At 74.6% G+C, this 21987-nt stretch carries 24 protein-coding genes and 1 riboswitch; of the genes, 12 read left to right on the top strand and 12 right to left on the bottom strand.

Annotated features, from left to right (window positions below; translation table 11 throughout):
- Positions 1 to 15: 15 nt before the first annotated feature.
- Positions 16 to 1314, top strand: a complete 1299-nt coding sequence (locus tag ACI79K_RS10180) for an amidohydrolase family protein (RefSeq protein WP_456599633.1) — start codon at positions 16 to 18, stop codon at positions 1312 to 1314.
- 2 nt (positions 1315 to 1316) lie between these two features.
- Here ACI79K_RS10180 and ACI79K_RS10175 read toward each other — a convergent pair whose 3' ends face one another.
- A complete protein-coding gene (locus ACI79K_RS10175) occupies positions 1317 to 1790 on the bottom strand; it encodes a hypothetical protein (protein WP_456599632.1) in 474 nt (157 codons plus the stop codon).
- Positions 1791 to 1953: 163 nt separating this feature from the next.
- Here ACI79K_RS10175 and ACI79K_RS10170 point away from each other — a divergent pair, with 163 nt between their 5' ends.
- On the top strand, positions 1954 to 2310 hold the full coding sequence (locus ACI79K_RS10170) for an ArsR/SmtB family transcription factor (RefSeq protein WP_456599631.1): 357 nt from the start codon (positions 1954 to 1956) through the stop codon (positions 2308 to 2310).
- Positions 2307 to 2792: an SRPBCC family protein gene (locus ACI79K_RS10165; RefSeq protein ID WP_456599630.1), complete on the top strand. Its 486-nt coding sequence runs from the start codon at positions 2307 to 2309 to the stop codon at positions 2790 to 2792. Before ACI79K_RS10170 ends, ACI79K_RS10165 begins: the two co-directional genes overlap by 4 nt.
- A 19-nt stretch (positions 2793 to 2811) precedes the next feature.
- Here ACI79K_RS10165 and ACI79K_RS10160 read toward each other — a convergent pair whose 3' ends face one another.
- Entirely contained in the window at positions 2812 to 3615 is an 804-nt protein-coding gene (locus ACI79K_RS10160; RefSeq protein WP_456591189.1) for an MBL fold metallo-hydrolase, read from the bottom strand.
- Positions 3616 to 3677: 62 nt separating this feature from the next.
- Between ACI79K_RS10160 and ACI79K_RS10155 the strand changes: the two genes are divergently transcribed.
- The 6 genes from ACI79K_RS10155 to gdhA all read left to right on the top strand — a co-directional run bounded on the left by ACI79K_RS10155 (position 3678) and on the right by gdhA (position 10282).
- The gene (locus ACI79K_RS10155; RefSeq protein ID WP_456599629.1) at positions 3678 to 5192 is read left to right on the top strand and encodes a TldD/PmbA family protein; all 1515 of its coding nucleotides are present in this window, start codon (positions 3678 to 3680) and stop codon (positions 5190 to 5192) included.
- Positions 5189 to 6577, top strand: coding sequence for a metallopeptidase TldD-related protein (locus tag ACI79K_RS10150; RefSeq protein ID WP_456599628.1), 1389 nt, complete (start codon positions 5189 to 5191; stop codon positions 6575 to 6577). Before ACI79K_RS10155 ends, ACI79K_RS10150 begins: the two co-directional genes overlap by 4 nt.
- A gap of 232 nt (positions 6578 to 6809) precedes the next feature.
- The gene (locus ACI79K_RS10145) at positions 6810 to 7112 is read left to right on the top strand and encodes a hypothetical protein (RefSeq protein WP_456591192.1); all 303 of its coding nucleotides are present in this window, start codon (positions 6810 to 6812) and stop codon (positions 7110 to 7112) included.
- Positions 7113 to 7162: 50 nt separating this feature from the next.
- A complete protein-coding gene (locus ACI79K_RS10140) occupies positions 7163 to 7651 on the top strand; it encodes a hypothetical protein (protein WP_456599627.1) in 489 nt (162 codons plus the stop codon).
- A gap of 176 nt (positions 7652 to 7827) precedes the next feature.
- On the top strand, positions 7828 to 8856 hold the full coding sequence (locus ACI79K_RS10135; RefSeq protein WP_456599626.1) for a C40 family peptidase: 1029 nt from the start codon (positions 7828 to 7830) through the stop codon (positions 8854 to 8856).
- A 76-nt stretch (positions 8857 to 8932) separates the two neighbouring features.
- A complete protein-coding gene (gene gdhA, locus ACI79K_RS10130) occupies positions 8933 to 10282 on the top strand; it encodes an NADP-specific glutamate dehydrogenase (protein WP_456599625.1) in 1350 nt (449 codons plus the stop codon).
- Here the strand turns inward: gdhA and ACI79K_RS10125 are convergent.
- Positions 10279 to 11313 (bottom strand): uroporphyrinogen decarboxylase family protein, encoded by a 1035-nt coding sequence (locus tag ACI79K_RS10125; protein WP_456597532.1) that lies wholly within the window; start codon positions 11311 to 11313, stop codon positions 10279 to 10281. The two genes, gdhA and ACI79K_RS10125, sit on opposite strands and share 4 nt — an antisense overlap.
- 63 nt (positions 11314 to 11376) lie before the next feature.
- Between ACI79K_RS10125 and ACI79K_RS10120 the strand changes: the two genes are divergently transcribed.
- The gene (locus tag ACI79K_RS10120) at positions 11377 to 11910 is read left to right on the top strand and encodes a gamma carbonic anhydrase family protein (RefSeq protein ID WP_456599624.1); all 534 of its coding nucleotides are present in this window, start codon (positions 11377 to 11379) and stop codon (positions 11908 to 11910) included.
- 9 nt (positions 11911 to 11919) lie between these two features.
- On the opposite strand, the gene ACI79K_RS10115 is transcribed toward ACI79K_RS10120, so the two are convergent.
- The 9 genes from ACI79K_RS10115 to ACI79K_RS10075 all read right to left on the bottom strand — a co-directional run bounded on the left by ACI79K_RS10115 (position 11920) and on the right by ACI79K_RS10075 (position 20268).
- Positions 11920 to 12306 (bottom strand): hypothetical protein, encoded by a 387-nt coding sequence (locus ACI79K_RS10115; protein ID WP_456599623.1) that lies wholly within the window; start codon positions 12304 to 12306, stop codon positions 11920 to 11922.
- Positions 12307 to 12410: 104 nt separating this feature from the next.
- Positions 12411 to 13613, bottom strand: coding sequence for a cysteine desulfurase-like protein (locus tag ACI79K_RS10110; protein ID WP_456599622.1), 1203 nt, complete (start codon positions 13611 to 13613; stop codon positions 12411 to 12413).
- Positions 13614 to 13622: 9 nt separating this feature from the next.
- Positions 13623 to 14690 (bottom strand): threonine aldolase family protein, encoded by a 1068-nt coding sequence (locus ACI79K_RS10105; protein WP_456591199.1) that lies wholly within the window; start codon positions 14688 to 14690, stop codon positions 13623 to 13625.
- Between the two features lie 25 nt (positions 14691 to 14715).
- A complete protein-coding gene (locus tag ACI79K_RS10100) occupies positions 14716 to 15294 on the bottom strand; it encodes a YdeI/OmpD-associated family protein (RefSeq protein ID WP_456591200.1) in 579 nt (192 codons plus the stop codon).
- 41 nt (positions 15295 to 15335) lie between these two features.
- On the bottom strand, positions 15336 to 16412 hold the full coding sequence (metX, locus tag ACI79K_RS10095; RefSeq protein ID WP_456599621.1) for a homoserine O-acetyltransferase MetX: 1077 nt from the start codon (positions 16410 to 16412) through the stop codon (positions 15336 to 15338).
- 2 nt (positions 16413 to 16414) lie between these two features.
- A complete protein-coding gene (locus ACI79K_RS10090; RefSeq protein ID WP_456599620.1) occupies positions 16415 to 17707 on the bottom strand; it encodes a bifunctional o-acetylhomoserine/o-acetylserine sulfhydrylase in 1293 nt (430 codons plus the stop codon).
- 42 nt (positions 17708 to 17749) lie between these two features.
- Positions 17750 to 17865: riboswitch (SAM riboswitch) on the bottom strand.
- Positions 17866 to 17952: 87 nt separating this feature from the next.
- Positions 17953 to 18468: a hypothetical protein gene (locus tag ACI79K_RS10085; protein WP_456591203.1), complete on the bottom strand. Its 516-nt coding sequence runs from the start codon at positions 18466 to 18468 to the stop codon at positions 17953 to 17955.
- The gene (locus tag ACI79K_RS10080) at positions 18465 to 19361 is read right to left on the bottom strand and encodes a mechanosensitive ion channel family protein (protein ID WP_456591204.1); all 897 of its coding nucleotides are present in this window, start codon (positions 19359 to 19361) and stop codon (positions 18465 to 18467) included. The genes ACI79K_RS10085 and ACI79K_RS10080 overlap by 4 nt, the downstream gene beginning before the upstream one ends.
- A 109-nt stretch (positions 19362 to 19470) precedes the next feature.
- On the bottom strand, positions 19471 to 20268 hold the full coding sequence (locus tag ACI79K_RS10075) for a thioesterase family protein (protein ID WP_456599619.1): 798 nt from the start codon (positions 20266 to 20268) through the stop codon (positions 19471 to 19473).
- Between the two features lie 213 nt (positions 20269 to 20481).
- On the opposite strand from ACI79K_RS10075, the gene ACI79K_RS10070 reads away from it, so the two are divergent.
- Together ACI79K_RS10070 and ACI79K_RS10065 are read left to right on the top strand one after the other, a co-directional pair.
- Positions 20482 to 20928 (top strand): STAS domain-containing protein, encoded by a 447-nt coding sequence (locus ACI79K_RS10070; RefSeq protein WP_456591206.1) that lies wholly within the window; start codon positions 20482 to 20484, stop codon positions 20926 to 20928.
- A gap of 43 nt (positions 20929 to 20971) precedes the next feature.
- Complete coding sequence (locus ACI79K_RS10065) at positions 20972 to 21943, top strand: EamA family transporter (protein WP_456591207.1); 972 nt, start codon at positions 20972 to 20974, stop codon at positions 21941 to 21943.
- Positions 21944 to 21987: the final 44 nt, after the last annotated feature.

The following is a 21987-nucleotide window of genomic DNA, read 5'->3' as shown; positions in this document are numbered from 1 at the left end:
GCTAGGTTCGGGACCATGCGGCAGCGCTTCACCGCCCGGGCACTCGTCGTCGGCGACCGCGCCGGGTCGGTCGTCCCCGACGGCGTCCTGGACGTCGCGGACGGTGCGATCGCGTGGGTCGGGCCGGCCACCGAGGCGCCCCCGGTCGAGGACGCCGACGTCGTCGCGCTGTCCGGGGTGCTCACCCCCGGCCTGGTCAACGCCCACTCGCACGCGCCGATGGTGCTGTTCCGCGGGCAGGGCGAGGGGCTGCCGCTGGACCGCTGGCTGCGCGAGGTCATGTGGCCGCGCGAGAGCCGGCTCGCCCCGGAGGACGTCGAGGTCGCGATGACCGCGGCGTCGGCGGAGCTGCTCGGCAACGGCGTCACCACCAGCGTGGAGATGTACTTCCACCCCGAGCGGATCGCCGCCGCCGTCACCACCACCGGTGCCCGGGCGGTCGTCGCCACGCCGCTGCTGGCGCTCCCGGGCATGCCGCCGATGGCCGAGCAGCTCGGCGCCGCCGTGGCCCTCGCCGCCGGCGCGCCCGGCGACGGGACGATCGAGTACGGCATCGGCCCGCACGCGGCCTACACCGTTCCGCTCCCCGTGCTCGCCGACGCCGCACGGGCCGCCCGCGAGCACGAGCTGCTGCTGCACCTGCACGTCGCCGAGACCGCCACCGAGGGCGCCGACCTGCTGGCCGCGCACGGGCTGTCGGTGCCCGCGCTGCTCGCCTCCTACGACGTCCTCGGTGGCCGGGTGCTCGCCGCGCACTGCGTGCACATGGACGACGGCGACCTCGAGCTGTGGCAGGAGTACGACGTCGCCGTCGCCCACTGCCCGGCCAGCAACGCCAAGCTCGCCAGCGGCATCGCGCCGGTGCGCCCGATGCTCGACCGCGGCATCCGGGTGGGGCTGGGCACCGACGGCCCCGCATCCAACGACTCCCTGGACCTCTTCGCCGACCTGCGGCTGGCCGCGGGGATGGCGCGGCTGCGTGAGCGGTCGGCGACGGCGCTGACGGCGGCCGAGGCGTTCTGGCTGGCCACCGGGGGAGCGGCCGACGCCCTCGGCCGCCCGGACCTGGGTCAGCTGGCCCCCGGCCGGCGGGCCGACCTGGTGCACGTCGACACCCGGGACCTGGTGTTCGAGCCGGTCGGCGACCCGGCCGACGTGCTGGCGCACCTGGTGTGGTCCGGCGCGGGGCGGCACGTCCGTGACGTGTGGGTGGGCGGCCGCCCCGTCGTGCGCGACGGTGCCTCGACCACGGTCGACGTCGCGGCGCTGCGTGCCGACGTCGCTGCCCGCGCCGCCCGGCTCGCGGCGGGCTGAGCTCAGCCCGCCGCGGCCTGCAGGTCGTCGCCGGTCCAGGTGTAGAGCCGGTCGCCGAGGACGACGGTCACCCAGCCCTCGCAGAGCTGCGCCTCGTCGCCCAGATCGGGCCAGTTCCCGCCGCCGTCGAAAGGCATGCCCACCTGGGGGAGCGCGGTGCAGTCCGCCGGCGGTCGAGCTCCCTCGTCCAGCGTCATCTCCGCCCGCACGCTGCCGGAGTCGTCGCCGGCGGCCTCGCCGGGTCGGACGACGGTGACGTCGTGCCCCACCGGGCGGGTCCAGCCCGGCACGTCCCCGCGCGGGGCGTCGTCGGCGTCGGCGTGGTCCGACGTCTCGGTGTGACCCTGCAGCTCCGCCAGCATCGCCCCGGGCCCGTCCACGCCCGCCGGCATGGTCACCACGATCCCTGCCACGGCCACCGCGCCGACCGCCACCACTCCGGCCACCGTCCCGAGCACTGCCTTCTTCGTGTCCATGGGGGGAGCGTCGGTCCTCCCGCCGTCAGCGCGCGTCGGTCGCCGGGCTGATCCGCACCCTCCGCCCTCGGGCGGACGACACATTCCTCAACCGACCGGTTGACAAAGCTCGGAGGTGCGTCCTAGCGTCTTCGTCAACCGAGAGGTTGAGAAAGGATGTGACGTGGTGGCGGATCCGCTCTCCCGGGTGTTCTCGGCCCTGGCCGACCCCACCCGGCGGGACATCGTGGCGCGGCTCGCGGTCGGCGACGCCACGGTGGGCGAGCTCGCCGCGCCCTACGACGTGACCGTCCAGGCCGTCTCCAAGCACCTGAAGGTGCTGGAGGACGCCGGCCTGGTCAGCCGGAGCCGGGAGGCCCAGCGCCGCCCGGTGCACCTCGAGGCCGAGGTCTTCGACCTCATGACGAAGTGGATCGAGCGCTACCGGCGCCAGGCCGAGGAGCGCTACCGCCGGCTGGACGACGTCCTGCGAACCATGCCGGACGCCCCAGCCCCGTCCCAGGAAGGAAGCCCCTCATGACCACGAGCACCCACCGCGAGACCCAGATCGCCGCCGATCCGGACGTCCCGCTCATCCGCATCACGCGGGAGTTCGACGCGCCGCGGGAGAAGGTCTTCCGCGCCCACACCGAGCCCGACCTGGTCGTCCAGTGGCTCGGCCCGCGGGGCCTCGAGATGACGATCGACCGCTACGACTGCCGGACGGGTGGTTCCTACCGCTACGTCCACAGCCAGGACGGCGAGGAGTACGCCTTCTACGGCAGCTTCCACGAGGTGCGCCCCGACGAGCTGATCGTGCAGACGTTCACGTACGAGGGCATGCCCGACGAGGTCGTCCTGGAGAGGCTGCGCCTGGAGGACCTCGGCGACGGCCGCACCCGGCTGACCACGACCTCGCTGTGCGACTCCTTCGCCGGCCGCGACGCGATGCTCGCGAGCGGCATGGAGGTCGGCGTGAACGAGGGCTACGAGAAGCTCGACGAGCTGCTCGCCCGCAGGTGACCCGCACGCGGCGGGACGGTCAGGCGCGCAGGCTGATCGTCTCGCCGCGGTGGGCGGGGCGGACCGTGCCGGGCAGCTCGCGGCGGGCCACCTCGGCGACGAAGTCCCCGAGCGGGCTCTTGAACAGCGAGTAGTCGTCGTAGTGCACCGGCACGGTGACCGGCGGCTTCAGCAGCTCCACCAGGTCCGCGCCCTGGCGGCCGTCCATCGTGACGGTCAGCCCGAGCACCTTGGTGCCGCCCAGGTGCGGGATGACGACGTCCAGCGGGCCGCAGCGCTCGAGCACCTCGCCGAGGAACGGCCGGTACAGGGTGTCGCCGCTGATGTAGCCCCGCCAGCTGACCTCCCCGTCGCGCACCAGCTCCAGCACGCTGCCCATCACCTGCGGCAGCACCCGGGCCAGGGGGCCGGGGCCGTGCACGCCCGGCACGGAGGTCACCCGAAGCTCCTCGTCGTCGCGGGCGAACGTGTGCGTCTGCCAGGGCCGCAGGTCGGCGGTGCCGGTGAAGCCCCGGTCGGCCAGGCACTTCGACGCCTCCGGCGTGGTGACGACCGGCGTCTCCTTGGGCAGCGCCTTGGTGGCGATCCGGTCCCAGTGGTCGCCGTGCATGTGCGAGAGCAGGATGCCGTCCAGCTCCGGCAGCTGGGCCGGCAGCAGGGCCGGGTCGGTGAGCCGCTTGCTGCGCAGCCCGTACCCCAGGTGCGCCCGCTGCCCGCGGTGCAGGAAGTTCGGGTCGGTGAGCAGCGTGAACCCCCCGATCCGCAGCAGCATCGTCGCGGTGCCGCCGAAGGTCATGGTCACGTCGTCCGCAGCCCGGTCCATGCGCAGGCGCTTACCCCGGGCGCCCCACCTCACCCGTGCCCGGGCGCTGGTAGACAGGGGCGGTGCCCGTTCGCCGCACGATCGACGAGTCGTTCCTCGCCCTCCCGCTGTCCGCGCTCACCGACGCCGCGCTGACCCGCGCCATCGACCTCGGGTGCTCGCACGCCGACCTGCGGGTCGAGCGCATCCGCACCCAGACGATCAGCCTGCGCGACGCCCGCCCCGAGGCCTTCACCGACGGGGAGGACCTCGGCCTGGCCGTCCGCGTGGTGCACGAGGGCACCTGGGGGTTCGCCGCCGGCGTCGTCCTCACCGCCGCCGAGGCCGTCCGCCTCGCCGAGGAGGCCATCGCGGTGGCGCGGGTGGCCGCCGCGCTGAACTCCGACCGCGTGGAACTGGCCCCGGAGCCGGTGTACCCGGACGCCGAGTACGTCTCCGCCTACGACGTCGACCCGTTCACCGTGCCGGACGCCGAGAAGACGGCGCTGCTCACCGACCTGTCGGAGCAGCTGCTGGCCGGCGACGGCGTCGAGCACGTGCAGGCCACCTGCATGCTGGTCAAGGAGCAGAAGTACTACGCCGACACCGCCGGCACCCGCACCCGCCAGCAGCGGGTGCGCATCAACCCCGACCTGACCGCGCTCACCGTGGACCGGTCCACCGGGTCCTTCGAGAGCATGCGCACCCTCGCCCCGCCGGCCGGCCGCGGGTGGGAGTACCTCACCGGCACCGGCTGGGACTGGCGCGGGGAGCTGGCGGAGATCCCCGAGCTGCTGCGCGAGAAGACCAAGGCGCCCACGGTCACGGCGGGCCGCTACGACCTCGTCGTCGACCCCTCGAACCTGTGGCTGACCATCCACGAGTCCGTCGGCCACGCCACCGAGCTGGACCGGGCGCTCGGCTACGAGGCGGCCTACGCCGGCACGTCCTTCGCCACGCCCGACCGGCTGGGCACGCTTCGGTACGGCTCCCCGCTCATGGACGTCACCGGGGACCGCACCGCACTGCACGGGCTGGCCACCGTCGGCTGGGACGACGAGGGCGTGGCCGGCCAGCAGTGGGACATCGTCCGCGACGGCGTGCTCGTCGGCTACCAGGTGGACCGGAACATGGCCCGGCTGCAGGGCATGGCGCGCTCCAACGGCTGCGCCTACGCCGACTCGCCGGGGCACGTCCCCGTGCAGCGGATGGCGAACGTGTCGCTGCAGCCGGTGCCCGACGGCCCCTCCACCGGGGAGATCATCGCCGGGGTCGAGCACGGCATCTACGTCGTCGGCGACAAGAGCTGGTCGATCGACATGCAGCGCTACAACTTCCAGTTCACCGGCCAGCGCTTCTACCGGATCGAGAACGGCCGGCTCGCCGGCCAGGTGCGCGATGTCGCCTACCAGGCGACGACGACGGACTTCTGGGGCTCGATGACGGCGGTCGGCGGCCCGCAGACCTACGTCCTGGGCGGCGCGTTCAACTGCGGCAAGGCGCAGCCCGGCCAGACGGCGGCGGTCAGCCACGGCTGCCCGACCGCCCTGTTCGAGGGCGTGGCGATCCTCAACACGGTCGAGGAGGCCGGGCGATGAGCTACCAGCGGCCCCAGGACGTCGTCGAGCAGGCGCTGGCCGCCTCGACCGCCGACGGGCAGGTCACCGTCGTCGTCGAGGGGTCCGAGGCGAACCTGCGCTGGGCCGGCAACAGCCTGACCACCAACGGGGCGATGCGGTCGCGCTCGGTCGTGGTGATCTCCTTCGTCGACGGCGGCGCCGGGATGGCGGCCGGCACCGTGAGCCGTTCGGGCGCCCCGGATGTCGCCGAGCTGGTGCGGATGAGCGAGCAGGCCGCCCGGGATGCCGGGCCGGCCGAGGACGCGATGCCGCTGATCGCCGACACCCCGCCCGGAGCCGGCGACTGGGACGCCGAGCCCGCGCAGACCTCGATCGAGGTGTTCACCGAGTTCGCCCCGGCGCTCGGCCAGGCCTTCGGCGAGGCGGGTGACCGCGGCGAGCTGCTCTTCGGCTTCGCCGAGCACTCGATGCGCACCACCTACCTGGGCAGTTCCACCGGGCTGCGGCTGCGCCACGACCAGCCGACGGGGCGGGTGGAGCTCAACGGCAAGACGCCCGACTTCGGCCGCTCGGTGTGGGCCGGCACCGGCACCCGGGACTTCACCGACGTCTCGGTGGCCGCCCTTGCCGCCGACGTGCAGCGGAAGCTGGCGTGGTCCCGGCGACGGGTCGACCTCCCGGCCGGCCGCTACGAGACGCTGCTCCCGCCGTCGGCGGTGGCCGACCTGATGATCTACCTCTACTGGACGATGGAGGCGCGGGACGCCGACGAGGGCCGCAACGTCTTCGCCCGGACCGGCGGGGGCAACCGCACCGGCGAGCGGCTGGCCGCCCTGCCGCTGACGCTGCGCAGCGACCCGTCCGCCCCCGGTCTGGAGGCGGCACCCTTCCAGGTGGTGGGCGCGTCGTCGGGTTCGGCGTCGGTGTTCGACAACGGCATGGCGGCGCCGGCGGTGGACTGGATCTCCGGCGGGGTGCTCACCAACCTGATCCGCCCGCGGGCCTGGGCGCTGAAGACCACCGCCCCGGTCACCGTCGCCGTGGACAACCTGATCCTCGAGGACCCGACCGCCACGGCCTCCCTCGAGGAGATGGTGGCCGCGACCGACAGCGGGCTGCTGCTCACCACTCTCTGGTACATCCGCGAGGTCGACCCGCAGACCCTGCTGCTCACCGGACTCACCCGCGACGGCGTCTTCCTGGTCGAGAACGGCGAGGTGACCGGTGCGGTGAACAACTACCGGTTCAACGAGTCCCCGGTCGACCTGCTCGCACGAGCGGTGCAGGCCGGCCGCACCGAGCGCACCCTGCCGCGGGAGTGGAACGACTGGTTCACCCGCACCGCGATGCCGCCCCTGCGGGTGCCGGACTTCAACATGAGCAGCGTCAGCCCCGCCAGCTGAGCCCTCCCCGGCGGGTCGGGGCCGTTCCGTCACAGTTCCGCCAAGTCGATCTCGCGCACGCTGGCGGAAACTGACGGGGACGTCGTGTGTTCATCGAACTACGCTCAGTTGCGATACCTGAGCGAGCGGATCGCTTTACCCAGACCCGGGTTCTGCCGAAACCTCTCGTAGCTCGATGACCGAGTACCGCACGCGAGCCCCGCTCCCACGGGGCTGTCGAGGGGAGGACTCCGTGACCAGGAGTCGCAAGCCGTCCGTCTTCCAGGTGGGCAAGGTCCGCGACGACGGGTACACCGTCGTCATCTCCGGCTGGGGGCTGGGCCTCTGCGCCGCCGCCTGCGCCTGCCACCGTCACCCGTCGGCCGGCCACCTCGCCATCGCCGAGGACCAGGCCGGTGGCTCCATCGGTCTGGTCAGCTTCCGCGAGGGCGGCTGCGACTGCTGCGAGCCGTGGACCTCCGAGGAGCTCTCGGCGATCCTGCGCGACTTCCAGGCCCTGGCCGGCCTCCAGGTGCAGGAGCCCCTCGCCGGCTGAGCGAAGACCCCGGGTTCGGAGGCGGCCCCGCGGGTAGATGCGGTCCCGTGATGGGACGCGCTGCCCTGCGGGGCGCACTCGCCGGCCTGGCCGGCGTCGCCGTGATGACCCTGGGCGAGAAGGCCGAGCAGGCCCTCACCGGCCGCCCGGACAGCTACGTGCCGGCGCGCACGCTCACGGCGGTGAGCACCGGCCGGCGCCTGCCCGGCTCGGCCCGGCCGCCGGTCCGCAACCACCTCATGCACTGGGGCACCGGCGCGGCCGTCGGGGCGCTGCGCGGCATCTGGGCCGCCAGCGGGCTGCGCGGTCCGCGCGCGTCGGCCTGGCACACCTCCGTCCGGCTGGCCACCGACCAGACGCTGGAGAACGCCAGCGGCGTCGGTTCCCCGCCCTGGACCTGGTCCCGTCGCGACCAGGTCGTCGACGTCGCCCACAAGGCCGTCTACTCCTTCGTGACCGGCGCCGTCGCCGACCGTCTCGTCCCGCTCGCGCCCGACCGGCTGCCGGACGGCACCGCGGCGGGCCCGCGCCGTCGCTGAGACCTCACCCTCGTGGCGGTGGGCCCCTCCTGGGGCGCGTGTGACTCAGGAGGTGAACCCGGGGCCGGTCACCCGCGCGCCCCCCGCTACTCGTCGACAACAGCTCCCTACGGTCCGTTCTGACGCGCATGGTTGCGGCCCTTCCCCGGGCCCGGCGCAGGTGATCGGAGGCCAGGGTGCACACGCAGCACACGACCACCCGTCGCCGCTCGCGTGTCGTCCTCGCGGTCGGCGCCGTGCTGGTGGCGGCAGCGACGGGCGTTCTCACCCCCACGGCGGCCTCGGCCGCGCCGGGCTCCGCGGCCGAGGCCGCCGAGCTGGTGCGCAAGACCGCCCAGGAGCTCACCGTCATCGACGAGCAGGTGCACGAGGCCCGGATGACCGTCGCCGAGCAGCAGCGGATCGCCGAGGAGGCCGCCGCCCACGCGGCCACGGCCCAGGCCGCCGTCGCCGCGTTCGAGCCGCAGATGCGGGCCATCGCGCACACCGGCTACACCGGCAAGACGCGGTCGCGGGTGGCCGCGTTCCTCACCAGCGGCTCGGCTGACGAGCTCGTCCAGCAGATGACGACGCTGGACCTGATCGCCGACCACACCAACGGCGTCATCGCCCAGGTGGCCGCCGCCCAGGCCGCAGCGGAGCAGGCCCAGGCCACCGCCGACCAGGCCGCGGCGGCGGCGAAGGCCGGGCTCGAGCAGGTCACCGCCCAGCAGGCCGAGCTCGAGAAGCAGATCGCCGACCACCGCGCCGACTACGCCCGGCTCTCGGCCGCCGAGCAGGCCCGGGTCGCGACCGCGCTGGCCGGGCCGGCCCTCGCCACGCCGTCGGCCGGCAGCCTTCCCGACGCTCCCAGCGGTGCCGCGGCGGCGGCCGTGCAGGCCGCACTCGGCCAGGTGGGCGACCCCTACGTCTGGGGCGCCTCGGGCCCCGACGGCTTCGACTGCTCCGGCCTGACGTCCTACGCCTACGCCGCCGCCGGCATCTCCCTCCCGCACAGCAGCCGGGCGCAGTCCCAGCTCGGCCGCGAGGTGCCGCGGTCGGAGCTCCAGCCCGGCGACCTCGTCTACTTCTACTCGCCGGTCAGCCACGTGGGCCTCTACATCGGCAACGGGATGATGGTGCACGCCCGCACCTTCGGCCGGCCGGTCGCCGTCACCAGCGTCGACCAGAACGGGTACCGGGGCGCCCGCCGCCTCGTCGGCTGACGGCCCCGGCCCGGCGCGCGGCGCCGCCGCGACGTACGTTGCCCCTGCACGGCGACGGACGGCGAGGAGGCCGGAGATGAGCGGCGAGGTACCGGCCACGGTGCTGGGCATCTACGACGAGGTGCTGCGGCGCAACCCTGGCGAGACGGAGTTCCACCAGGCCGTCCGCGAGGTCCTGGAGTCGCTCGCCGTGGTGCTCGACCGGCACAGCGAGTACACCGAGATGAAGACCGTGGAGCGGATCTGCGAGCCGGAGCGGCAGATCATCTTCCGCGTCCCGTGGCAGGACGACCGCGGCGAGGTGTGGATCAACCGCGGCTTCCGCGTGGAGTTCAACTCCGCGCTCGGCCCCTACAAGGGTGGGCTGCGGTTCCACCCCTCGGTGAACCTGGGCATCGTCAAGTTCCTGGGCTTCGAGCAGATCTTCAAGAACGCCTTGACCGGCATGCCCATCGGCGGCGGCAAGGGCGGCTCCGACTTCGACCCCAAGGGCCGGTCGGACGCCGAGATCATGCGGTTCTGCCAGTCGTTCATGACCGAGCTGTACCGGCACCTCGGCGAGTACACCGACGTCCCCGCCGGTGACATCGGCGTGGGCGCGCGGGAGATCGGCTACCTCTTCGGCCAGTACAAGCGGATCACCAACCGCTACGAGTCCGGTGTGCTCACCGGCAAGGGGCTCGGCTGGGGTGGCGCGCTGGTCCGCACCGAGGCCACCGGGTACGGCGCCGCCTTCTTCGCCGACGCGATGATGCGGGCGCGCGGGGAGTCCTTCGACGGCCGGCGGGTCGTCGTCAGCGGTTCGGGCAACGTGGCGGTCTACGGCATCGAGAAGGTGCACCAGCTGGGCGGCACCGTCGTGGCCTGCTCCGACTCCGGCGGCTACGTCGTGGACGACGCCGGCATCGACCTGGACCTGCTCAAGCAGGTGAAGGTGGTCGAGCGCGGGCGGGTGGCCGACTACGCGGAGCGCCGGTCCTCGGCGGCGTTCGTGCCCGGCGGCAGCATCTGGGACGTGCCGTGCGACGTCGCCGTCCCCAGCGCCACCCAGAACGAGCTGGACGGCGACGCCGCCGCCGTCCTCGCGCGCAACGGCTGCCGGTACGTGGTGGAGGGCGCCAACATGCCCGCCACCCCGTCGGCGGTGAAGGTGTTCCGGGAGGCGGGCGTCGGCTTCGCCCCCGGGAAGGCGGCCAACGCCGGCGGAGTCGCGACCTCCGCGCTGGAGATGCAGCAGAACGCCTCGCGCGACCGCTGGACCTTCGAGCACAGCGAGGCGCGGCTCGAGGAGATCATGCGGGACATCCACGCCCGCTGCCACGAGACCGCCGAGGAGTACGGCTCACCGGGTGACCTGGTGCTCGGTGCCAACGTGGCCGGGTTCCTCCAGGTGGCCGAGGCGGTGCACGCGCACGGCCTGATCTAGAGCTCGGCGCGCAGCAGCTCCGCGGCGAGGGCGAGCGAGCGCATCTTGCCGGCCGCGGACTCCCGGGGCAGGTACTTCAGCCCGCAGTCGCTGGTGAGCACCAGGCGGGCGACGTCCACGTCGTCCAGCGCGCGGCGCACCCGGTCGGCCACGACCTCGGGGGTCTCGACCTCCGGCGTGGACAGGTCGAGGACCCCCAGGGCGATGCCCTTGCCGCGCAGCGGCCGCAGCGTGGCCGGGTCGAGGTGCGACTGCGCCGTCTCGACGGCGACGGTGTCGACGGGGGTGTCGGCGAGCTCGGGGAGGAACGAGTAGCCGGTGGGGCGCTCGGAGACCATCGCCGCGTAGCCGAAGCACAGGTGCAGGTGCACCGGACCCGGCGCGCCCTCCACCGCGCGGGTCACCGCCTCGGCCCCGTACTCGCGCGCGACCTCGGGGCGGGCCTGCAGCCACGGCTCGTCGATCTGCACGATGTCGGCCCCGGCGGCGAAGAGATCGGCGATCTCCGCGCGGACGACGTCGGCGTAGGCCAGGGCCAGTGCGCGGCCGTCGCCGTAGTGGTCGTCCTGCGCCTGCTGCGCCATGGTGAAGGGGCCGGGGACGGTGATCTTGACGGTCCGCTCGGTGTGCGCCCGCAGGAAGCGCACGTCGTCGGCCTGGATCGGGGCGGGCCGGGTGATCGCGGCCCGCACCCGCGGCACCGGGATCGGCTTCCCGGACCGGTTGAGCACGGTGCCGGGGTCGTCGACGTCGACGCCGGTCAGCGCGGTCGCGAAGTGGTTGGAGTACGACTCCCGCCGGATCTCGCCGTCGGTGACGATGTCCAGCCCGGCCTCCTCCTGCGAGCGGATCGCCAGCCGGGTCGCGTCGTCCTGCGCCTCGGCCAGCAGGTCCGGCGCCACCCGCCACAGCTCCCGTGCGCGCACCCGGGGCGGGAACTGGTGGGCCAGCCGGTCGCGGTCGATGAGCCAGCCGGGCTGGGGCAGGCTCCCCACGATCGACGTGGGCAACGGGGGTAGGTGCGCGGGCATGCCGGGAAGTCTGCCGGGAGTGCGACCGGTGCGCGCCGCCCGGGGCTGTGCTGAGGTGGGCGGGTGGACGACGCATTCATCGGAGCCCTGGAGTTCGGCGAGCCGCGGATCGACGAGGCCGCGTTCGTGGCGCCGACGGCGGTGGTGGTGGGCGCGGTGACGATGGGGCCGCGGTCGAGCATCTGGTACGGCGCCGTCGCCCGGGCCGACGCCGAGGTCATCGAGATCGGCGCCGACTCGAACATCCAGGACGGCTGCGCACTGCACTCCGACCCGGGCTTCCCGCTGGTCGTGGGGGAGCGCGTCTCGGTGGGGCACCGGGTGGTGCTGCACGGCTGCCGCATCGACGACGAGGTGCTCGTGGGCATGGGCAGCGTGATCATGAACGGCGCGCACATCGGCTCCGGGTCGATCGTCGCCGCCGGCGCCGTCGTCACCCAGGGCAAGGTCTTCCCGCCGCGTTCGCTCATCGCCGGCGTCCCCGCGAAGGTGCTGCGCGAGGCCACCGACGACGACCAGCTGCACATCCAGGGCAACGCGATCAGCTACACCGACCGGCTGGACGCGGCGCGCAGGGTGCGCCGACTGGAGCGCTGAGCCGGCCGGCTACGCCGGTGCGGGGACCAGCGAGTAGAACGCTCCGCCGTCGGCGGTCCGGTCCTGCTCCGCCACCGTGAAGACGGCCTCCTCGCGCGGCATGGTCAGCGGCACCGGACTCCGGGCACCGCAGGGGTCGCCGGCAGCCCGGGGCAGCCTCGCCCACGTCGCCACGCCGTCGTCCCGGCTGAACACGAACAGCACCTGGGTCTCCGACAGATCAGTGCCCGGGAAGCCGGACCAGGAGAAGCCGAGCCGCTCGGTCACATCGCTCTCGTCCTCGTACGGGCAGACGAAGGTGAGGCGTTCCCAGTCGCCGCTCACCACCTCGCGGAGATCGACCGTCGTGCCCGACTCCGCCCCCTCCGCCAGCGCGCGGATGAGCGCGTGGGCCACCGCTTCGTCATTCTCGCCGCACCCGGCGAGCGCGGCGGCGCACAGCGTCAAGAGAACGGCCGTGCGGCGGCCGCGGGACGAGGCGTGGTGTCGGGGCACGGCCGTCAGCCCTCGGCCAGCCACGCGCGCAGGCCGGCGAGCAGACGGTCGACGTCGTCGGCGTCGCTGTAGGGGGCCAGCCCGGCCCGCAGGCCGCCGGTGTCGCCGAGCCCGAGCCAGCGGCTGGCCTCGATCGCGTAGAAGTGCCCGGCCGGCGCGTTGACGCCCCGACCGGCGAGGAACCGGTAGGCGTCGGCGGGATCGCGGTCGGCGAAGGTCAGCAGCAGCGTCGGAGTGCGGTGCGCCGCCCGCGACCACAGCCGGACGCCCGGCAGCTCCGCCAGCCCGGCCTCCAGGCGCTCCCGCAGCCGGTCCTCGTGCTCCTCGATCGCGAGCATCGCCGCGGCCAGCCGCTCCCGGCGCCGCCCGGAGCCCCCGAGGCCGGCCAGGAAGTCCACCGCCGCCGTCGTCCCGGCCAGCAGCTCGTAGGGCAGCGTGCCGAGCTCGAAGCGCTCGGGCACCGCGTCCGTCGACGGCAGCAGCTTGGCCGGGCGCAGGGTGGCCAGGAACGCGGGATCGGCGGCGAGCACGCCGCAGTGCGGGCCGAGGAACTTGTACGGCGAGCAGAGGAAGACGTCGGCGCCCAGCGCCCGGACGTCGACCGGCGCGTGCGCGGTCAGGTGCACGCCGTCGACGACGAGCAGCGCGCCGGCCGCGTGCACCCGCCCGGCGATCGCGGCCAGGGGCGGTCGGGTGCCGATCAGGTTCGACGCCCCGGTCACCGCCACCACGCGGGTGCGGTCGGTCAGCACCGCCGCGACGTCGTCGGCGGTCAGCTCCCCGGTGGCCGGGTCGAAGGCGGCCCACCGCACCGTCGCGCCCGCGCCCTCGGCGGCCCGCACCCAGGGCCGGATGTTCGCGTCGTGGTCGAGCCGGGTCACCACCACCTCGTCGCCGGGGCCCCAGCCCGCGGCGAGGGTGCGGGCCAGGTCGAAGGTGAGTGCGGTGGCGCTGCGCCCGAACACGACGCCGGTGGGGTCGGCGCCCAGCAGGTCCGCCATCGCCAACCGTGCGGCCAGCACCGTCTCGTCGGCGAACCGCACTGCGGCGGTGACGGCGCCGCGGTTGCTGATCGGCGCAGTCAGCGTCGCCGCGACCGCGCGGCCCACCTGCTCGGGCACCTGGGTGCCGCCGGGGCCGTCGAAGTGCGCGGTGCCGCTCGCCAGCGACGGGAAGGAGGCGCGGAGCGCGGCGACGTCGAGGCTCACGGCCCGACGCTAGCCGCGGCCGGCCAGTGCGGCGATGGCGGCCCGGATCTCCGGGACGTCCAGGGCCAGCGTCGCGTCGCCCACCGGCAGCTCCACCCGCACGACGGCGGGGTCGCCGGTGGGCATCGCCTGCGGCCAGGTCCACAGCCCGTCGACGGCCAGCGCTCGGGCCGCGGCGGTGAAGGCCTCCGGCGTCGTGCGCAGCAGCAGGTGCAGCATCGGCGTCTCCGGCGGATCGGGGACGACGGTGACACCCGGCAGGTCGCGGACGGCGTCGGCCACCTCGCGGGCGCGCGCCAGGTAGGCGGGCATCAGCGGCAGCCGCCGGCGCAGGCAGGCCAGCGCCGACGCCGCGCCCGGCCACATCCCGAACAGGGTGCCGCCCAGCCGCCGGCGCCACTCCCGGACCTCCGCGACGACGTCGGCCGGGCCGGCCAGGCAGCAGCCGGCCAGCGCGCCGATGCCCTTGTAGAAGCTGACGTAGACGGTGTCGAACAACCCGGCGATCTCGGCCGGCGTGCGGTCGTAGCCGGCCGAGGCCTCCCACAGCCGGGCGCCGTCCAGGTGCGCCGCGGCGCCGCGCTCCCAGGCCCAGGCCACCTGCGCGGCCAGGTCGTCCCACGGCGGCAGCCGCCCGCCCAGATCGCGCTGGGGCAGCTCCACCAGCAGCGCGGCAGGCAACTCGGCGACCGCGTCCAGATCGGTGCGCAACAGCGGCCCGTACCGGTTCCCCGCCGGGCGCAGCACCATGCCGTGCAGCCGCTCGAACGCCTGCTCCTCGTGCCGGATCAGGTGGCTCTCGGGGTGGCAGACGACGGTGCGCCGGCCGCGACGGTCCGCGTGCACGCGCAGCGCCGCCTGCTGCGCCATGACCCCGCTGGGCAGGTACGCCGCCGCCGGCAGGCCGAGCAGCCCGGCGACCTCGGCCTCCAGCTCGGCCACCACCCCGCCCTCGCCGTACCGGTCCGGGGCGGTGCCGGGCGGGACCGTGGCCAGCAGGTCGGCCGGCCGCCACTCGCCGTGCCCGGTCAGCGCGCGGGTGCAGGCCTCGCGCAGCGCGAGGAGGTCGTCGTCCACCCGGGAAGTCTCGCCCGCCGGGTGGTCAGTGGAAGCGGCGCCCCTCGGCGAGCATCTGCACGGCGGCGGCGATCCGCTTGGCCCGGCCCGCCGGCGTGACGGCGGTGTGCACCCGCCACAGGACGGCGTAGCGGTTCTGGCCGTCGAGGGCGTCGAAGGCGGCCCGCGCGCCGGGCTGCGCGTCCAGGGCCGCGGCGAGGTCGTCGGGCACGGTGATGGTGGCCGCGCCCGGATAGGCGCGTGCCCACCGGCCGTCGGCCTGCGCGGCCGCCACGGCGGCCAGGCCCGCCGGGCGCATCCGGCCCTCGGCGGTCAGCCGCTCCACGGTGGCGACGTTCTTCTGCGACCACACGCTGCGCGCGCGGCGCGGGGTCAGCCGCAGCAGGTGGTAGGAGTCGTCCAGCCGCTGGCCGCGCCCGTCGATCCAGCCGAAGCACAGGGCCGACTCGACGACCTGCGCCGCGGTGACGGAGGGGATGCCCGAGCCCTTGCGGGCGATCTGCACGTAGAGCCCCGGGGCGGTGGCGTGGTGGGCCTCCAGCCAGGCCTCCAGGGCGGGCTGGTCGGCGAACGGCAGCATCGGCAGATCCGTCGGCGCGGGCACGGCCCCATCCTGGACCCGCGGTACGACGGGTTCCGGAGATGTCAGCCCGTCAGCAGCTCGCGCAGGAGCGCGTCCACCGCGGGGGCCTCGACGAGGAAGCCGTCGTGGCCGTACGGGGAGGAGATCAGCCGCAGCGGGACGCCGAGCGCGTCGGCCACCCGCTGCTGCTGCTCCGGGGGGTACAGCCGGTCGCTGTCCACGCCGGCGACGAGCGCGCGGGCGGTCACCCGGGCCAGCGCCGCCTCGACGCCGCCGCGGCCCCGGCCGACGTCCCAGCTGTTCATCGCCTCGGTGAGGAGCACGTAGCTGCCGGCGTCGAACCGGCCGGTCAGCTTCGCCCCGTGGTGCTGCAGGTAGGAGGCGACCGCGTAGCGGCCGTCCTCCTGCACCCGGGTGCCGAAGCGCGCCTCCAGCTCCGCCGCGCTGCGGTAGGTGAGGTGGGCGATCCGCCGGGCGACGCCCAGGCCGTCCGCCGGCGGGTCGGCGAGCGGGTAGTCCCCGCCCCGCCAGCGGGGGTCGGCCCGCACGGCCGCCTGCTGTGTGGTCTGGGTGCCGATCTGGTCGGCCGAGGCGACGGCGGTCGAGGCGAGGAAGAAGAGCGCGGCCACCCGGCCGGGGAACGCGACCGCCCACTCCAGCGCCCGCATGCCGCCCATCGAGCCGCCGGCGACGCACGCCCAGCGCCGCACGCCGAGCGCGTCGGCCAGCGCCGCCTCGGCGCGCACCTGGTCGCCGACGGTCACCCCGGGGAAGCGTGCCCCCCACGGGGCGCCGTCGGGGGCGGCCGACGACGGCCCCGTCGTCCCCTGGCAGCCTCCGAGCACGTTGGCGCAGACGACGAAGAACCGGTCGGTGTCCAGGGCGGCACCCGGGCCGACGACGCCGCCCCACCAGCCGGGCGTCGGGTGGCCGGACCCGGCCGGCCCGACGACGTGGCTGTCACCGGTGAGCGCGTGCTCGATCAGCACCGCGTTCCCGCCGTCGGGCGCGAGCGTGCCCCAGCACTCGTAGGCGATGCGCACGCCGGGCAGGCTCCCGCCGCGCTCCAGCTCGAACGGGCCGGGCAGGTCGAGGAACCGGCGGTCGCCCGCCGGGTCGCCCTCGACCCACCCGCCCACCGTCAGGCCGACTTGGCGGCGCGGAACCCGGCCTCCAGGTCGGCGAGGATGTCCTCGATGCCCTCCAGGCCGACGGCGAGGCGCACCAGACCCGGCGTGACCCCGGTGGTCAGCTGCTCCTCGGGGGTGAGCTGGGAGTGCGTCGTGGAGGCGGGGTGGATGACCAGGCTGCGCACGTCGCCGATGTTGGCGACGTGGCTGTGCAGCTCCAGCGCCTCCACGAACCGCTTGCCGGCCTCGACGCCGCCGTGCAGCTCGAAGGTGAGGACGGCGCCGGCGCCCTTCGGCGCGTACTTCTGCTGCGCGGCGTGCCACGGCGAGGAGGGCAGCCCCGGGTAGTTCACCCGCTCGACGGCGTCGTGGGCCTCGAGGAACTCGGCCACCCGCTGCGCGTTGGCGACGTGCCGCTCCATGCGCAGCGACAGCGTCTCGATGCCCTGCACCACGAGGAAGGCGTTGAACGGGGAGACCGCGGGCCCCAGGTCGCGCAGCAGCTGCACCCGGGCCTTGAGCGCGAACGCCGGCGCGCCGAGGTCGGCGTAGACGACCCCGTGGTACGTCGGGTCGGCGGTGGTGAACATCGGGTGCCGGCCGCCGGTCCAGTCGAACGTGCCGCCGTCGACGATGAGCCCGGCGATGACGGTCCCGTGGCCGCCGAGGTACTTGGTGGCCGAGTGGACGACGACGTCGGCGCCGAACTCCAGCGGGCGGATCAGGTACGGCGTCGCGATGGTGTTGTCGACGATCAGCGGGACGCCGTTGCGGTGGGCGACACCGGCGACGGTCTCGATGTCGAGGATGTCGCCCTTCGGGTTGCCGATCGACTCGGCGAAGAACGCCCGGGTGTTCTCCTGGACGAGGGACTGCCAGTTCTTCGGGTCGTCGGGGTCCTCGACGAAGGAGACGGTGATGCCCATCTTCGGCAGCGAGTGGTGCAGCAGGTTGTAGGTGCCGCCGTAGAGCGAGGCGGACGCCACGATGTGGTCGCCGGCCTCGGCGAGGTTGAGGATCGCCAGGGTCTCCGCGGCCTGCCCGGAGGCGACGGCGAGCGCGGCGACGCCGCCCTCCAGCGACGCGACGCGCTGCTCCAGCGCGTCCTGCGTCGGGTTCATGATCCGCGTGTAGATGTTGCCCATCTCGGCCAGCGCGAACAGGTCCGCGGCGTGCTGGGTGTCGCGGAACTGGTAGGCCGTCGTCGCGTAGATGGGCAGTGCCCGGGCACCGGTGGCCGGGTCCGGGCTCGTGCCGGCGTGGATCTGCCGGGTCTCGAAGCTCCAGCTCTGCGGGTCGGTCATGCGCCGTCTCCTCTCGCTCGCGGAGACCCGCGGCGCACGGGAGCTCCGTCCTTGCCGGGGGGCGGGCGCCTCCCGGCCGGCTCTTCCCCTGGAGCACCTCAGACGGAGTAGAGGTTGCCGGGCAGCCAGCCAGGTGCTTCGCGCTGCCTCTCAGGAGCCGAGGTGATCCTAGGACGCGCCGCAGGGGAGTGCGCGCCGCCCCCGTGGCGGGACGGATGTCCCACGTGAAACACCGGCCCCGTCGGTCACCCGGTCGGGGAGGCGGGGTCCGTCTCGTCGCCGGTGCCCCCCGTGTCGCCGGTCGGCTCCGGTCCGGTGGTCTCCGGAGCCGTCGTGGTCGGCTCGGTGGTCGGGGACGGCGAGTCGGTCGTCGGGGTGCTGGGCCGGGACGTCGTCGTCGGGGCCGGCTCCGTCTCCTCGGTGGTCGTCGGCTCCGTCTCCTCGGTGGTGACCGGCTCGGTCTCCTCGGCCTGCTCGGTGACCTGGCCCCGGGTGTCCGGCTCGCCGGGGGCCGGCGGCTTGACGTTGAGGTACAGCGCGAAGACGGAGACGAACAGCACGGCGAGCACGACCGTGGAGGTGCGCGCCCGGCCCAGGTGCTTGGGCACGGCCGACCACCAGCGGTGGCGCGGCGCCGCGGTCGTGCCGGTGGGCGCCCCGGCATCGGCGGCCGCGGCGGCGGGCGCCGTGCTGACGACGGGTTCGTCGGAGGCCCGGGCGGTGGCGTCGGTCGGGTCGCGGCGCTCGTCGGGGGCGGTCACGAAACCTCCTCCTGGACGGCGGTCGCGCCGTCCCGCGCCGCGACCGAGGTGGTGGGCTGCGGCACCTGCATGCCCTGGCTGCGGAAGGCCTGGACGATGCGCGCCCGCAGGTCGCGGCCGACCTCGAACTGCTTGCCGGGGAGCGTGCGGGCGACCACCCGTACGTTCACCTCGTCCAGGCCGAGGGTCTCCACCCCCATGACCGTGGGCGGGTCGAGCAGCAGCGGCCGCATCGCCGGGTCCCGGAACGCCTCCCGGCCCACCTCCCGCAGGATCTCGTTGGCCCGGTTCACGTCCACCGTGGTCGGCACCGGCACGTCGACGACGGCGCGCGCCCAGTCGCGGGACAGGTTCACGACCTTGACGATCTGGCCGTTGGGCACGGTCACGACCTCGCCGTTGGGCGAGCGCACCCGCGTGACGCGCAGGGTGACGTCCTCGACGGTGCCGTTCGCCGGGTCGCCACCGCCCACGACCTGGATGGAGACGACGTCGCCGAACCCGTACTGGCGCTCGGTGATGATGAAGAAGCCGGCCAGCACGTCACCGACGATGCGCTGGGCGCCGAAGCCCAGGCCCACGCCGAGCACCGTGGCAGGCGCGACCAGGCCGGTCACCGGGATGCCGAGCCGGTCGAGGATGAAGAAGACCGAGATCGAGTAGATGAGCACGACCGCCGCCCAGGTGAGCACCTGGGTCAGCGAGTGGCGGTGCTTGGCCGCCTCCGACCGGACCAGCGCGTCCCCGCCGGTGGAGTTCCGGTCGATCCGGTCGGTGATCTTGTCGCCCACCCAGCCGACGAAGCGGGCGAGCAGGACCGAGCCGAGGACGATCAGCACCACTTCGAGACCCCGCCCGGACAGCCAGTCCAGCACGTCTCTCAGCGCGTCCACGGGGCGGCACTCCGATCATCGGGGGAAGCGGCCTCTCCACCTTGCGCACCGCCGCCCGGCGATGCCAGCCCGACCCGCCGCCCAGTGCCGGTGGTGACGGAGAGATCGCTCACGGCGTCTCCCGCGGCTCGACGAACAGCGACTGCGTGGACCGCCCGATCGGGCCGTCGACGTCGAAGAGGACCGCGAAGCACTGCGCCGCCCCGGTGCCGCCGTGCAGGGTCTCGGCGGCCATCCCCAGCCACTCCCCGCGCGGGGGTCGGTGCAGCGCCACGGAGAGGTCGACGTTGGCGAACGTGGCCCGCGTCCAGTCGAGGCTGGCGGAGATGCCGCTCGCGGCGTCGGTCATGACCAGCAGGTGCTGCAGCGGCGTCATCGGCTCTCTGGCGACCAACTCGCACTCGGGGCGGGTCCAGGCCGTGGCCGGCCCCGGGCCGTTGAAGGTCCCCGCGGCGAACCGCCACTCCAGCGCCCGGTGGTAGGCGATCTCGGTGGTGAAGAACCCCGCCCGCTCGGGGCGGCTCTCCTCGGGTCCGGACGGCGCCGGGTGCGGCTGCCCGGTCGCCGGGGCGGCGTCGTCGCGGGAACGCATCCGCCAGGCCGACAACCGCATGAGCGGGCGGTCGTCGCCGGTGTCGAGGACCGCCTCCACCAGCTCGATCCGCCGGCCGGGGCGGATCACCGAGGTGCGCACCCGCACCGGGCCGACCGGGACCGGCGCCAGGATGTCGTAGGCCAGCCGCACGGTCTGCCCGCCGACGATCCCGCCGGCCCGCTCGACGGCGCGCAGGAGCAGGGCGGCGGGCGGCCCCGCGTGCTGGTGGGCGGCGTCCCAGGGGCCGATGGTCAGGGCCGTGGCGGTGAATCCGTCGCCGTCGGGCAGGTAGAGGGCCTCGGGCACGTCCATGGACGGAAGTCTGTCGCCGTCGGTCGCCGCTCTGGGCGCCGGGCCTCCCGCGGCGCCTCCGGTGCGTGCTGCCGCGGTGCCGCGCCGTCACAGCACGCCTGCCGGGCGTGGCTCTTCGGCCGATCCGGTATCGCAATCCGTTGTACCGCCGGACCGCCGTCCGTACGGTCCGCACGACGGGGGCAGCGACCGTCGGCACGAGGGGGAACACGGATGGTGCGGGCGCACGAGTGGGACATCAGCCGGCGGCTGTCCAGGCCACCCGGGGGGCGCCGACCGTGGTGGGTGTCGCACCCCGCTCCGGAGCCGGCCAGGCTCCGCCTGCAGTGGGAGGCGGCCGGCGGCCACGCCCTCGTCGTGGTGGACGGGGACATCGACCTGGTGACCGCGCCCCAACTGGAGGCGTTCGTCGCCGAGCGCCCGCTCGCCGGCTGCACGGTCCTCGAGCTCGACCTCGGCGGCGTCCCCTCGATGGGCTCGGGGGGGCTCTCGGTGCTCATCGGCGTCCGCCGGTGGTGCCTCCAGCGCGGCATCGACCTGCTGCTGCGCAACGCCCAGCCCTCGGTGTGGCGGGTGTTCGAGGCGACGGGGCTGGACGCCGTCTTCACCGCCTCCGGTCGCGAGTCGCACCCGCCGGCGCACCAGCTCGCCCTCTTCTGAGCCGGTAGGTGTCTCGGCCGCGGTAGCCCGCTACCGTGCGCGCGTGCCCCGTACCGTCCGCCCCGGCCTCGGGTACGCGCTGACCCTCGCGGCGGCGGCGTTCTTCGCGGTCAACGGCACCGTCTCCACGCTCGCCCTCCAGGCCGGTCTCTCCGCGCCGCGGTTGACCGCGTTGCGGTGCACCGGCGCAGCCGTGGCCCTGCTCGCGGTCCTGCTGGTGGTGGCCCCGGGCCGGCTGCGGGTCGCCCGCCGGGAGCTTCCGCTGCTGGCGGTCCTCGGCGTCGTCGGGATCGCCATGACGCAGTACCTCTTCTACGTGGCCATCGGTCGCCTGCCCGTGGGCATCGCGCTCGTCTTCGAGTTCACCGGGACCGTGCTCATCGCCGTCTACGTGTGGCTCGTCCGCCGCGAGAAGGTGCGCCGCCGGGTGTGGGCGGCCCTGGTGCTGTCGTTGTCCGGGCTGGCCCTGGTGACCGAGATCTGGACCGGAGGCGGTTCGCTCGACGTGCTCGGCGTCGCAGCGGGCCTCGGCGCCGCCGTGGCTCTGGCGACCTACTACCTCATCGGCGAACGGGGCACCGTGTCGCGGGACCCCGTCACCCTCACCTGCTGGGCCTTCGTCGCCGCCGCCGTCTTCTGGGCGGTGGCCGCGCCGTGGTGGCAGTTCGATGCCGCGGTGCTCGGCCGCGACGTGCCCGTCTCGATCGGCTCCCTCGAGCTCCCGCTGTGGGTCCTGGTGGCCTGGATCGCGGTGATGGGCGCGGTCGTGCCGTTCGGGCTGTCGATCGCCGCCCTGCGCCACCTGCCGCCGACCGCGGCGGGGCTGGTGGCCACGGCGGAGCCGGTGTTCGCCTCCGTCGTCGCCTGGCTGTGGGTCGAGCAGGTCCTCACCGCCTGGCAGGTCGTGGGTGGCGCCGTCGTCCTCACGGGGATCGCGCTGGCGCAGACGGCGCGCACCGCGGTCCCGCCGACCGCGCCGCCCCTGCCGGAGAGCCCGGCCCCGCTGTCGAGGTGACCCGGAACCGCCGGAACCGCCGAGATCACGTGATCTCGGCGGTT

The sequence above is a fragment of the Blastococcus sp. SYSU DS0616 genome (genome assembly GCF_054051015.1).
This window is presented reverse-complemented; position numbering and strand designations above follow the sequence as displayed.